We start from the raw sequence: 12,604 nt of genomic DNA on the forward strand, positions 1-12,604 counted from the left end.
CTCTCTGGAGGGTAAGCCGCTGGTTTATTTCGCCGTAGCGATCTGCACTACCCGTGCGCCGGCATAGGTAGCAACAAGCAAGTGGCCATCCTGTCCAGTTCGGCTCGCCGCATAAACTTCGCTGGAGCGCATCGGCTCGAGGGGCCGCACCAGCAATGAACTCGGTTCGAGTACCGCCAACCGCCCGCTCTGGCTGACCAGCACCAGCGAACCCGCTTCCTCAACCAGGCCCACCACACTGCTGTCCAATCCGGCTTCCACCTTGCGCCAGTCCCGGCCATCATCCTGGCTGGCATACAGATTTCCGCGCAGGCCATAGGCAAGCAGCAAGCCATCATGCGCGGCAACACCAAAGAAGGTTCCGCCATAGGGCGTCTCGACTCTAACGAAGCGCTGCGACTCGGCGTCCAAGCGCATCAGTAGCCCTTGCTCACCACAGGCGTAAAACTGACCGTGGTGTTGGGCAAGCCCATAGAGATGCATCCGCCGCTCGTTATCTGCGCGCTCAATCCAGGGCTCCCAGGTGGCTCCTGCATCTTCGCTGCGCAGCATGAGTCCGAAAGCGCCGACTACAAAGCCGGTACCCTTGTCATCGAAGGAGACATCGAGCAACGGGGTGGGCAAGACATCCGGTGTCGCAGAGGTTTTCATTGCTAGGTCAATTTCACGCAGCAAGTCGCCAGCCTGCTGATCTCCGGCTTTCTCTGCTCGCGAGTAGTACTCGCGCAGCAACACAAGCACCTGTCTTCCATCCAGGCGTACCTGCCAGCTCCGACCACCGTCACCGCTGTGCAATAGCAAAGCGTCGTGGCCGACAATCCAGCCATTCTTCGGATCGGTGAAGCGTACTTGCACCAGGTCGCTGGAAACTGGACTGGGAACCTGGCTCCAATTCTGGCCATAGTCTTCCGAGCGCAGGATCACACCATGTGGACCGACACCGAGCAGTGCCTCGCCCGAGTAGGTCACAGCAACCATTGGAGGGCGTATATGGGGGCTTATCTTCAGAGCAGGCTTGCTCAGGACGTCATGCCCGACAACCGTCGCCGCACCAGCAAACGACGAAGCGGACAGCAACAGAGAGGTCGAAGCCACAGCCAACAGTACCTGCCGGCGAACTTGCCATCTGCCAGTCAGCAGGCGGTGCATCGAGTGGATCAGGTCACGGCAAGGGCTTGTCATTGTTATTTTCCTCAACCACCGGGCGCGTCCGGCCAAAGCAACCACACCGGCGCGCCCATTTCTTGTCATCTGCCCACGCAAGCAATATCGCGCAGGCTCACAGTCAACGCTGAGTGACGCGGGAAACGATCGCCTCCGGGTTCATCTGACGTTCCGAATAGGGCACATCGGTGAAGCGATAACCACCTTTAAGCGCATCGTTCAGCAGTGCCCACATCCCCTTGTTGAAGTCGTATACGACGTTTTTAACGTTGTACGGGATGTTCTTGTCGTAGATCTGCACGCCACTGAGGAAGATCGACCGGTACAGTGCACCGCTCTTGTCCCAGGCGTCGTAAAGGCCGATGCCGAAGGTATCTTCGTCGAGGTAGTAGGTACGCTTGCTGTAGACGTGGCGCATGCCCGGCTTGAGCGTGGCTTCGACCACCCAGACACGGTGCAGCTCCCAGCGCTCGCAAGCGGGGTTGGCGTGACTCTTGAGGAATTGCTCGTCCTGCTTGCAGCCGAAGTAGAACTTGTAGGCGTTATAGGGAATGTACATTTCCTTACGGCCTACCAGTTTGTAGTCGAAGCGGTCCTGGCTACCAGAGAACATCTGCAGCTCATCGAACAAAGTCACTCCACCCTGGCTAGCTACAGGAGTGTCGAAGTTGAACTCAGGGGCCAACTTGACCCGGCGCTGCCCTGGGGTGTAGCTGAAGGAACGGCGCGGCTTGGATTCCGGATCGAGGAAATCGTTGAGGACGATCACCTCTCCCGCCCGCCGCGCGGGGAAGTTGTTCAGCGAATACACCCTGGCGTACATCATCGGATCGCGATCAGCCTGGCTGGTCTGGTAGAACGGCGTTTCTTCGAAGGTCGCCTGCTCGGCGGTCTTAGTCACTTGGCCATTCGTATCTATCACCCAGCTATTGGAAGAGCTGGTGGTGGAATAGCCCGGACCAATCTTGTAGCGCAGTTGCTGATTCCACATCACCTCGTTGCCGTTCTTCGGGATAGGGAACGGCAGGCCGCCACGACAGGCAGGGTCGACCGCTAGGCCATCCTTTTGCACCTGGCAACCGGTGGCATTGCGTAATGTGGCGTTTACCACTGCGTCGGGATAGGCGGTTGTCCGATGGCTTGGGTAGATATCCATGTACCAAGTATCAGGATTGCGCTTGAGGAGGGCCTTTTGTCCCTCACTGAGCTTGTCCGCGTACTTGTCGGCATTCGCAGCAGTGATGCGGAACAGGGGTTTCTCATCCTTGAAGGGATCGACCCAGAATCCACTGTCCGGCTGGAACCCAGGCGGGGCCTTCTTCAGCCCCCCCTCATAGGCAGGGATGGTGCCATCGGCATTACCAGCTTTGATCGCCCCCCAGGGCGTCAGGTCCTTGCCAAGTTCAGCGGCTTCCTGCTGGCTCACTGCAGCCAGTACCGGCAAAGAGAGTCCACTAAAGGCAAGGGCTAAGGCGAGTCGAAGTTTCATGACCAGTCTCCGTTCTTGGAATTATTAAAAGGAGGTTTTGTAGGTGAAAACCAACCAACCACGGTCGGTACCGCCAACGTTACCGTTGCCATTGACCATCCGCTCGCCATTGGCATTCAGGGAGTTCTTCTCCTGCGCGGATACGTCGGCATAGCGCAGACTGAATTCATGTTCCTGGCGGTAGGTCATCTTGGCACCGACCGACCATGAAAGCGCGCCCTCACTGCCACCGCCTGCGCTGGCGGCATTGCCATGCAGGCCATAGTTAATGGTCAGCGGCACATCAAGGGTCCACGATGGCAAGATTTCGACATATTGCGGGGTGTAGTTCAGCGCCACTGCATAGTAATCACGGGTAGAGCAACCATCGGATTTGTCACCCTTACCACCGGTTTGAACATCTACGCATTTGTAGCCTTCTCCCTTGTACAGCTCCTCGTGCTCCGTCACCTTATCCAAATGGCTGTAAGCGAACTCAGTAACCAGCGTTGCGTTATCGGCGATGAAGTTACGCGGCACACCGTACACGGCGTTGGCCACGAAGTGGATGGTGTCGCCACGCGGCCCCTCGTCGTCCAGCAGGCTAACCCCCGTAGCATTGAGCGCCCCATCCTTGCGATAGGACAGCTCAGCACCTACTGCAGCGCTGCCGATAGCCCGGGAAGCACTGACCCCCAACAACTTGACATCCCGCGGATAAACCAGTCGATATTGGCGATGAGCAGCATCCACCTGTGGCGATAGCCAGGGTTGGTAATCGTCGAACTGGCGATAGTAAGCACCGAAGGTAGTTTCGATAGCCTCGACATTTAGCTTGGCCATCACTCCCCAGTTCTCGCCATCGCGCCCACGCTTAGAAGACGCATGATTGAGATTGAAGCCTGGAGCCGCAGGCAACCTGTCAGGGCCTTCGAAGAAGGGGTCGGCTGCGCCGAAGTAGGTTCCACCGTACGGGAAGCGGGTGTTATCCCACTCGTAGAAATACTGACCGGCAATGGAGAGGTTGTCGGTGACTTGGGCTTTCGCCGAAATCTGCCCGATCGGCAGGAATACCTCTTTAGTCTCAATACCTGGACTGGTCACTGCTTTCATGCCATCGGTAGGTGCCTGGGAATAAGACACTGCATGGGCGCCGAACAGTAGCCCCTCCCCCCAGTAGTTGGTGTGCCGGCCAACCTTGACGTTGACGGGCGTCTGCCCCAACTGAAAGTTGCTCCACACAAAGGCATCCAGGATTTCACCGGAGGGGCCGAGTGCATAACGTTTGGTTTCGGAACTGTATCGATCCCGGTTGTAACTGGTCGAATAGCCCGGGACGTTACTCTTCACGTCAGTATCGTGGTAGGCATCGTCGTACCAGGCCGCGGCGCTCAGGCGTGCGCCGTACTGATCGCGGAAGGAGAGGTCAATCTCACTGAGCAAATCAAGGCGATTGGTGACGATATCGCCTTTGTCGAACTTGCCATCGGACTCGTCGTAGTTCGGGTTGTTCATGATCTTGTGATCCTGCCCCTCAGTCCGAACCCCGAGGTTGTACCGCACGGTGTTGTCCCAGCGCAGTCGCAGGTCGGGGTTACCGACATCGATATCCATCGCCATCACGCCACCGACCTGCCCCATTACAGCCAAGGCCAGACCGCTGAGAACGAGGGACTTGCGCCCAGACATCTTCATTGCCATCGCGTTCATCTCAGATCCTTTTATTTTTATTTTCAAACACTTAGGAGCGGAATCGCACTACTGCCCCTACCGGCCTCGCCTGAGCCCCTCGGCAATTTATGTACAACAATCGCAGAAACGTTCCATCAAACCTATCAGCACCCTAGCCGACTACTGCAAAAAATTCCATATGCAGATTTCAATTCTATACTCAGAATAATACACGCGCACTGAGCTCCCTGCTTAGAGGCGCCCCACGCTCCCGGAATACACGCAGCTTGGCCCCATATAGGACCTTCACAGACGCCGGGCCAGGCAGAGTGCGAGAGGCGAACACAAAATAAACACAACGAGTTTTTTTGTTCAATATTTTCTTTAAAAAACCCGCTCCCTAGGATTTAATGCGGCTCAACAGGCTGGCATCCATCGGATACCTTCGGCCATCGGCAACAACAGGAGACTCCATGCACATCGACCTCAGAGGTAAACGAGTCATCGTGACCGGCGCGTCGCGAGGCATTGGTAAGGCAATCGCCCAAGCATTTGCCGACGAAGGCGCGAAAGTGGCTATTTGCGCCCGCACCTTGGAAGCTGTGACGAGCGCTGGCCAGGAACTGCAAAGAACCGCGCAGGCCGTCATTGCTCGTGCCGTCGATGTCACCGATACAACGAGAGTCAAGGCATTTGTCACCGAGGTGGCCGAGACCTGGGGCGGAGTGGACGTCCTGGTCAACAATGCAGGTCAAGGCAAAGGCGGCAACCTGGACACCCTGACGCCAGAGGCCATCCTCGAACACGCCAATATCCTGCAGATGGGTCACTATCGTTTCGTCCAGGCAGTGGTTCCATACATGCGCGCTCAGCACTGGGGACGGATCATAGAAATCAACGCCCTCGCCGGGAGCGTGCCCACCCCGGACGGCATCCCCTCGGTGATCAATCGAGCCTCCTGCATCGCCCTCTCGCGCTCACTGGGCATGTCCCTGGCGCGAGACAACATCCTCGTCAACAGCCTGAACATGGGCTGGATCGACACCGGGCAGTGGGAGCGCCATTACAAAGAGATGCCACCAGGCGTAAGCCGCGAGGAGTTCAACGAGATGGTACTCAAGGTGGTTCCACTCGGCCGCTTCGGCAAGCCTGAGGACGTCGCCGGCATGGCTCTGTTCCTGGCCAGTGAGTACGCTGCGTTCATCAGCGCCGCGTCCATCGATATCAGCGGCGGCATGGGTGGGCAGATAGCCTATTTCCCGACTCTCAAGCGCGATTTCGTCGAAACAGCCCGGAAACGCAACGAACAAGCCTGAGAGAACCGATCCCCGCCTCAAACGAAAGGAGCAGAACAACATGACCCAGGCGATCTACGACATCCCTCTCAAGAGCATCGAAGGCGATGCCCTGACGCTCAAGCGCTTCAAGGGTAAGGTACTGCTGGTGGTGAACGTTGCTTCGAAGTGCGGGCTCACCCCCCAGTATGCTGGTCTGGAAAAGCTCTACGAGGACAAGGGTGCGGCCGGGCTCGAGATCCTGGGCTTTCCAGCAAATGACTTCAAGGAACAGGAGCCCGGCAGCGACGAGGAAATCAAGGCATTCTGCGAACTGAACTACGCCGTCCAGTTCACCCTGTTCTCCAAGATCGCGGTGACCGGCGAAAACCGCCATCCCCTGTATCGGCTGCTGACGGAGGCACAACCACACACCGTTGGCGAAGGTCCGATGCGTGAACGTCTCAAAGGCTATGGCATAGAAGCCGGACCGATTCCCGCGGTACTGTGGAACTTCGAGAAGTTCCTGGTCAGCCGTGACGGACAGGTGGTTGGCCGCTTCGCCCCGGATGTGGCGACGGACGATCCGCGTCTACTTCAGGCCATCGAAATCGAGCTGAACAAGCACTAGAAACTGCCCCTGATCGCATGCATCGAGCCGAGGCGGGCTGTGCACTCCCTCTCGGCCGATGTCTACCAGCGCGTTTAGGAAGCACATGCCATGATCAGGAACTGCCGGAATGCCTGGGCGGGCTCCGGTAGGTCGGCGTCGGGATGCCAAACCAATCCGAGTTCCATGGGCGGAATGGCATCGGCTAATGGACGCGCCTCGATTTTCTTGCCCTCCAGGGACCAGGCGCGATAAAGCATGTCGGACAGGATGGCGACGCCAAAACCGTGCGCCACTAGACCACGCAGGGCTTCCATCGAAGAGGTGCGGAACGCCACCTGTGGCGCTAGCCCCTGCGCCTCCCAGTAACGGTTAGTCGAGACATCCCCCTCGTCCACTGTGGCCAGAATATAGGCGTGCCCGGCGACATCCTCGAGAGTGACGGAGCTCGCCGTCATCAGAGGATGCTGGCTAGCAAGCCAGAGCTGGCGCCGAGAACGGATCAGTACATGATGCTCGAAGCGGGACAGATCCTGACTGTTGGAGGTGATCGCCAACCCCAGGTCAAGGCAACCGTCGGCCACTGCAGCCTCGATGCTTGAACGGTCCATGTCGATGAGGTCGATTTCCACTTGAGGGTAACTGCGCTTGAAGCGCGCCAAAAGCGCCGGTAGGAAGTAGCCTAGCACCGTGTAAGACGCCCCGACCCTCACGACTCCCTGCATCGAATGACCGAGCAACAGCGGCTCACTGAGGGCATCCTGCAGGGTATCTAGAATATGTCGGGCATGCAGGGCAAACTTGTGCCCCTCGGCAGTCAGTGCCACTCCATAAGGTAAGCGCTCGAACAGACTAGCCCCCAACGTTTCCTCAAGCTGCAGGACGGCCGCAGTGATTGCCGATTGCGATACATGCACCTTGAGTGCGGCCTGGGAGAACTGGCCGGCGTCAGCTGCCGCTACGAAGTAACGGAGTTGCCGCATGGAGATGTCCTTGCCTTTTACCATCTGCTTTCCGATACACGCCCCTTATTTTTACGAATCGCCTTCGTGATCGCGCTGGTTAGAGTTGGGCTTAGACGAAAACACCGCTGTGCCCGGTGTTCCTGCGACCGTTCACCTTTCAGTTGCTAGCCAACAGGCATTTGCTGATCGAGCAGGTCGCCTATGGTGCCGGTTTCCAGAATGCCGCTGCTTTCACCGCAGCCTTTCGCATCGAAGCCGGATTGATAGCAGAGGAGTTCCGTCGCCAGCGCAACAATTACAGTCCCTCTTAGCGGAGCGGCAGTACAGTCCGCTCCGCACCCCAGCAAGCATTAGGCTTCTTAACGCCAGGATGCGGATCGCGGCACCCAAACGGCTCAGCGTTTGATGCGTGCAGTGATCTTCGCGTGCGGGCCGGCCGCTTGTGCTGCCCAGGCTTCAGCGGCCTGGTCCAGGGTGTAGTCCATATAGTCAATCCAAATTTCCTGCTCCTTGGCGATCTTCAGGAGACGCCGCCAGATCTGCTCACGCTCGATCGGTGGACGCTGACCGGTGCCTATACAAGACAACGAGCGAAACAGCAGGTCGGCAATGTCCAGGTTGACCTGCCGGCCCGCCCCGGTACCGATAGTCATAATCCGCGCCCCCCAGTTGGTGGCCTTCAGGGCGGTGAGCAACGGTTGGCCACAGACCAGATCGAGGACCACATCGAACCCACCGTCGGCGGCATCCTTAAGTGCGGACACGTCGTCCGCCCTCCCCAGAGTTACCACCTCATCAGCTATACCGCGTGATTTCAGGCCCAACAGGGCTTGCTCCGAGCGTGCGGCACCCACCACTTTACCCGCCCCCATACCACGCGCCAGTTGTAAAGCGATCTGACCCAGGGTACCGGTGGCCCCCAGGATGAGCACTTTCTCGCCCTTCTGGATCTCGGCTTTCTCCAACGGCACTATGGCCCCAGTAGCGGCGATGCCCATGCTGATGGCGGTCTTGTCGTCGACGTCGTCCGGTACCTCCCACACCTCGGGAGCAGGTACCAGGGTACGCTCGGCCCAGGCCCCGAATGGCGCTACCGAGCGCTCACCAAAATACACGCGGCGGCCATCGCTAGCGTGCCCCACGCCCTCTCCACGAATCACGCAGGGATACTCAACCCCTAGGCGGTAGGCACCGAGCACATCCCAGCCACCGAGACCGGCGGTGTCGACGTCGATCAGGACCGCGCCGTCCTGCAACTCGGGCTCACAGAAATCACCCACCAACGGTAGGGCATTGCGTTCGGAAATCACAGCAGCACGCATACAGCCTCCTTCTTGTTTTTCTACACGAACTCAGAAGCAGACTAATTGAACATATTTTAATAATTTGTCCAGAAAATTATCCGTGCACTACGCTGCCCCGCCTGAAGTGTGGATACCCCCAGCGTCAGCAACAACAACGGGCCGATCAGGAAGCAGGCGAACTAGAAGCGTGGCTATCACTGATCAGGAACAACAAGGCAAACAGCAAGGGCGCGGCAGCAGCGCCAGCGGTAACCAGCCCCAGGTACACGCCGAACAAGCGAGCGTAATCACGCATGCCAAAGTATCGGGCGATAAGGAACGCTGCGATGTCGAACGCCGCGCCGGCGCCAATCGGGTATCGCCGAAACGCAGAAATCCATTACCGAAAGGCACAGACGAAACCAAGGTATTAGATTTTCAGATACCTGTAAGTAATTTTTATCACTCAACAAAAAATGAACACTAACCAATACTTCGTTCAATAAAATGCGATACGTCCTGGCGCGGTCGCAACGACAAGAACCATTGGAGGTTAGCCGTGAGCACACCACTCTCCCTGGAAGACAAGTACGCCCAGAAGACCGGAAAGGCCCTTATGACAGGGATCCAGGCACTGGTCCGGCTACCGTTGATGCAACGCCAGCGCGACCTCGACAACGGCCTCGACACAGCAGGCTTTATCTCCGGCTATCGCGGCTCCCCCCTCGGTGGCTTCGACCAGGCGCTGTGGAAAGCCCGCGACCACCTCAAGCAGCACCAGGTATTGTTCCAGCCGGGGGTCAATGAAGACCTCGCGGCCACCTCGCTGTGGGGTACCCAGCAGGTCAACCTGTTCCCCGGCGCCAAGCACGACGGCGTGTTTGGCATCTGGTACGGCAAGGGCCCCGGCGTGGATCGCTGCGGTGATGTGTTCCGCCACGCCAATGCCGCCGGTACCTCACGCTTCGGCGGCGTGCTGGCCATTGCCGGCGATGACCATGGCGCGCGCTCGTCCTCGCTTCCGCATCAGACCGAACACATTTTCAAGGCCGTGATGATGCCGGTGCTGGCACCGTCCGGCGTACAGGAGTACCTCGACTATGGTCTGCACGGATTCGCCATGTCGCGTTACTCCGGGTGCTGGGTAGCGCTCAAGGCGGTGGCCGACACCGTAGAAAGCGCGGCTATCGTCGACCTTGACATCAATCGCGTGAAGCCAGTCATTCCCGATTTCGCCCTGCCTGAAGGCGGCCTCAATATCCGCTGGCCAGACCCTCCGCTGGCCCAGGAACAGCGCTTGCTGGAGCACAAACTCTACGCAGCAGCCGCCTATGCCCGAGCCAACGGCCTCAACCGAGTGACTCTGGACTCGAGTCGGGCACGCATCGGCATCATCACCTCCGGCAAGTCCTATCTGGATGTGTGCCAGGCGCTGGACATCCTCGGAATCGACCAGGAGCAGGCCGAGCGGATCGGCCTGCGAGTCTACAAGGTCGGCATGGTCTGGCCGCTGGAGGCAGAGGGGGTGCGCCAGTTCGCCGAAGGGCTGGAAGAGATCGTAGTGGTCGAGGAAAAGCGCCACATGATCGAGTACCAGCTCAAGGAGGAGCTGTACAACTGGCGCGAAGATGTGCGCCCGCGCATCGTCGGCAAGTTCGACGACAAGGGCGAATGGAGCCTGCCGCACACCGATTGGCTGCTGCCGGCAATCAACGACCTGACGCCAGCGCAGATCGCCCGCGCCTTGGCCAAGCGCATCTTGCGTTTGCACCCGCACGGTTCGCTACAGATGCACCTGGCGGTGCTAGATGCCCAACTCGGTTGCAAGCAACAATTGAGCAACCTGATGGAGCGGGTACCGCACTACTGCTCCGGATGTCCTCACAACTCCTCGACTAAAGTACCAGAAGGCAGCCGAGCTCTGGCAGGCATCGGCTGCCATTACATGGCGGCCTGGATCTATCCGCGCACCGAGACCTTCAGCCAGATGGGCGGCGAAGGCGTGGCCTGGGTCGGCCAGGCGCCATTCACAGAAACCCGCCACGTGTTCGCCAATCTCGGCGATGGCACCTATTTCCACTCTGGCCTGCTAGCCATCCGTGCAGCCGTGGCGGCCAAAGTATCGATCACCTACAAAATCCTCTACAACGATGCTGTGGCGATGACCGGAGGGCAACCGGTGGACGGCAGCTTGAGCGTGGCGCAGATCTCCCGCCAACTCGCCGCCGAAGGCGTTCAGCGAATCGTGGTGGTCAGCGACGATCCGGACAGATACCAGGAAGTACACGACCTAGCAGCCGGGGTACCGGTCCTACGCCGCGACCTGATGGAAGAAGTACAGAAGCAGTTGCGTGAGTTTCCCGGTGTCTCCGCGATCATCTATGACCAAACCTGTGCTGCCGAGAAGCGCCGCCGTCGCAAGCGCGGCAAATTTCCCGATCCGGCGCGGCGGGTGGTGATCAACGAGGCGGTTTGCGAAGGCTGCGGCGATTGCAGTAATAAGTCCAACTGCATGTCGGTAGTCGCAGTGGAGACCGAGTTCGGTAGCAAGCGAGCGATTGACCAGTCGTCCTGCAACAAAGACTTCACCTGCCTCTCTGGATTTTGCCCAAGCTTTGTCACCGTCGAAGGCGGCCGGCTGCGCAAGCCCAAAGCGCTGGTGCAGAGCGCCGGGGATGTCTGGGAGCTTCCCCAGCCGCTGCTGCCCGACCTCGGACAGCCCTACAGCATCTTAGTCACCGGCGTCGGTGGTACCGGAGTAGTCACCATCGGCGCCCTCCTGGGTATGGCAGCCTTCATCGAGGGCAAGGGCGTGCTGAACCTGGACATGGCCGGGATGGCGCAGAAAGGTGGCGCGGTTTGGTCACACATCCGCATCGCCGCTCGCCAGGAACAACTGTTCGCCCCCCGTATCGCAGAGGGCGAGGCCAGCCTGTTGCTGGGCTGCGACCTGGTGGTAAGCGCCAACACAGAGACCCTGGCCAAGCTACGCCAGGGCGTTAGTCACGCTCTGATCAACAGCGAGGAAAGCATCACCAGCGCCTTCGTCCGCACCTTCTCCCGCCAGGCAGAATCCGGTGACCTGCTGGAAAACCCCGACCCGCGCTTCCGCAGTCCCGAAATGGCCGCACAGATCAACGAAGCAGTCGGCGCGGAGCGGGCGGAATTCGTCGATGCCAGCGCCATCGCTACCGCTCTGATGGGCGACTCCATCGCCACCAATACCTTCATGCTCGGCTATGCCTACCAGAAAGGCTGGTTGCCGGTGGGGGAGACGGCCTTGCTGGAGGCCATCGAACTTAACGGCACGGCGGTTGAGTTCAATCGTACTGCCTTCGTTTGGGGCCGCCGCTCCGCAGCTGACTCACAACGAGTACACCAGTTGCTCGCAGCGGGCAGAGTCCAGAGCCGCGACCGGCAATTGACGCAGACCCTGGACGAGATCGTTGCTCGGCGCACCGACATACTGACCGATTATCAAGACGCAGCCTATGCCGAGCGCTACCGCAAGCGCGTCGAACGCTTCAGCGTCGCGGAAAGCACCCTCAATGGCCAGCCCGGCGCCCTCACCGAGGCAGTGGCGCGCAATTACTTCAAGGCACTCGCGATCAAGGACGAGTATGAAGTGGCCCGTCTATTCGCCAACGACGAGTTCATTCGTAAGATCGAGGCAACCTTCGAAGGCGATTACCACCTGAACTTCCATCTGGCTCCGCCACTGCTCAACAAGACCGCACCGGGTGTGGAACCGGCCAAGCGCAGCTTCGGTCCCTGGATGCTCAAAGGCTTACGCCTGCTCAGCCGTTTCCGTCGCCTGCGTAACACCTGGCTCGACCCCTTCGCCCGCACCCATGAGCGCAAGGTCGAGCGCGCATGGCTGGAAAGCTACGAGGCGATCCTCGACGAAGTGCTGGCCCGATTCACTGCCGACAACCTCGCCACCGCCTTGGAACTAGCTCGATTGCCGGATGCCGTACGCGGCTATGGCCCGGTCAAGGAGCGCTATCTAGCCCACGCCGAAACGCGCAAGACACAATTGCTAGCCCGGTTGCGTGGTGAAGCACAGTTCCACGACGCCACTCAGCCAACTGGCATGAGTGCACGTATCCAAGTCACCCAGCTGTGACCAAGACGAGAGCTCGAGCCGGAGCCAGTTTTATGCGGAGAGA

At 59.1% G+C, this 12,604-nt stretch carries 8 protein-coding genes and 1 pseudogene; 3 read left to right on the forward strand and 6 right to left on the reverse strand.

The features are described from left to right. Positions 1-24: 24 nt before the first annotated feature. The 3 genes from M6E97_RS19595 to M6E97_RS19605 all read right to left on the reverse strand — a co-directional run bounded on the left by M6E97_RS19595 (position 25) and on the right by M6E97_RS19605 (position 4,342). Positions 25-1,149 (reverse strand): WD40/YVTN/BNR-like repeat-containing protein, encoded by a 1,125-nt coding sequence (locus M6E97_RS19595; protein WP_235565025.1) that lies wholly within the window; start codon positions 1,147-1,149, stop codon positions 25-27. A gap of 136 nt (positions 1,150-1,285) precedes the next feature. Next, positions 1,286-2,653: a DUF1329 domain-containing protein gene (locus tag M6E97_RS19600; RefSeq protein WP_049311167.1), complete on the reverse strand. Its 1,368-nt coding sequence runs from the start codon at positions 2,651-2,653 to the stop codon at positions 1,286-1,288. Positions 2,654-2,677: 24 nt separating this feature from the next. Next, positions 2,678-4,342 carry a DUF1302 domain-containing protein gene (locus tag M6E97_RS19605; RefSeq protein ID WP_152904804.1) on the reverse strand — a complete coding sequence of 555 codons (1,665 nt, stop codon included), beginning with the start codon at positions 4,340-4,342 and terminating at the stop codon, positions 2,678-2,680. Between the two features lie 434 nt (positions 4,343-4,776). Between M6E97_RS19605 and M6E97_RS19610 the strand changes: the two genes are divergently transcribed. Both M6E97_RS19610 and M6E97_RS19615 read left to right on the forward strand, forming a co-directional pair. Next, the gene (locus M6E97_RS19610) at positions 4,777-5,619 is read left to right on the forward strand and encodes an SDR family oxidoreductase (protein WP_033970170.1); all 843 of its coding nucleotides are present in this window, start codon (positions 4,777-4,779) and stop codon (positions 5,617-5,619) included. A gap of 40 nt (positions 5,620-5,659) precedes the next feature. After that, positions 5,660-6,208 carry a glutathione peroxidase gene (locus tag M6E97_RS19615; protein WP_049311168.1) on the forward strand — a complete coding sequence of 183 codons (549 nt, stop codon included), beginning with the start codon at positions 5,660-5,662 and terminating at the stop codon, positions 6,206-6,208. 74 nt (positions 6,209-6,282) lie between these two features. Here the strand turns inward: M6E97_RS19615 and M6E97_RS19620 are convergent, their stop codons facing one another. The 3 genes and pseudogenes from M6E97_RS19620 to M6E97_RS31230 form a co-directional block, all read right to left on the reverse strand. Continuing rightward, the gene (locus M6E97_RS19620) at positions 6,283-7,194 is read right to left on the reverse strand and encodes a LysR family transcriptional regulator (protein ID WP_049311169.1); all 912 of its coding nucleotides are present in this window, start codon (positions 7,192-7,194) and stop codon (positions 6,283-6,285) included. A 353-nt stretch (positions 7,195-7,547) separates the two neighbouring features. Next, the gene (locus M6E97_RS19625) at positions 7,548-8,474 is read right to left on the reverse strand and encodes a quinone oxidoreductase family protein (protein WP_049311170.1); all 927 of its coding nucleotides are present in this window, start codon (positions 8,472-8,474) and stop codon (positions 7,548-7,550) included. Positions 8,475-8,530: 56 nt separating this feature from the next. Then, positions 8,531-8,805, reverse strand: a pseudogene (locus M6E97_RS31230) (hypothetical protein); the annotation flags it as partial. A 189-nt stretch (positions 8,806-8,994) separates the two neighbouring features. Here M6E97_RS31230 and M6E97_RS19635 point away from each other — a divergent pair. Further along, entirely contained in the window at positions 8,995-12,561 is a 3,567-nt protein-coding gene (locus M6E97_RS19635) for an indolepyruvate ferredoxin oxidoreductase family protein (protein ID WP_049311171.1), read from the forward strand. Positions 12,562-12,604: the final 43 nt, after the last annotated feature.

The organism is Pseudomonas sp. B111 (assembly GCF_026428275.1).
In the GTDB taxonomy this organism is placed as follows: domain Bacteria; phylum Pseudomonadota; class Gammaproteobacteria; order Pseudomonadales; family Pseudomonadaceae; genus Pseudomonas; species Pseudomonas aeruginosa.

What these genes read in the sequence shown, in the direction of transcription:
- M6E97_RS19595 (WP_235565025.1), bottom strand. Translation starts at nt 1,149, where the DNA reads ATGCACCGCCTGCTGACTGGCAGATGGCAAGTTCGCCGGCAGGTACTG.
- M6E97_RS19600 (WP_049311167.1), bottom strand. Translation starts at nt 2,653, where the DNA reads ATGAAACTTCGACTCGCCTTAGCCCTTGCCTTTAGTGGACTCTCTTTG.
- M6E97_RS19605 (WP_152904804.1), bottom strand. Translation starts at nt 4,342, where the DNA reads ATGAACGCGATGGCAATGAAGATGTCTGGGCGCAAGTCCCTCGTTCTC.
- M6E97_RS19610 (WP_033970170.1), top strand. Translation starts at nt 4,777, where the DNA reads ATGCACATCGACCTCAGAGGTAAACGAGTCATCGTGACCGGCGCGTCG.
- M6E97_RS19615 (WP_049311168.1), top strand. Translation starts at nt 5,660, where the DNA reads ATGACCCAGGCGATCTACGACATCCCTCTCAAGAGCATCGAAGGCGAT.
- M6E97_RS19620 (WP_049311169.1), bottom strand. Translation starts at nt 7,194, where the DNA reads ATGGTAAAAGGCAAGGACATCTCCATGCGGCAACTCCGTTACTTCGTA.
- M6E97_RS19625 (WP_049311170.1), bottom strand. Translation starts at nt 8,474, where the DNA reads ATGCGTGCTGCTGTGATTTCCGAACGCAATGCCCTACCGTTGGTGGGT.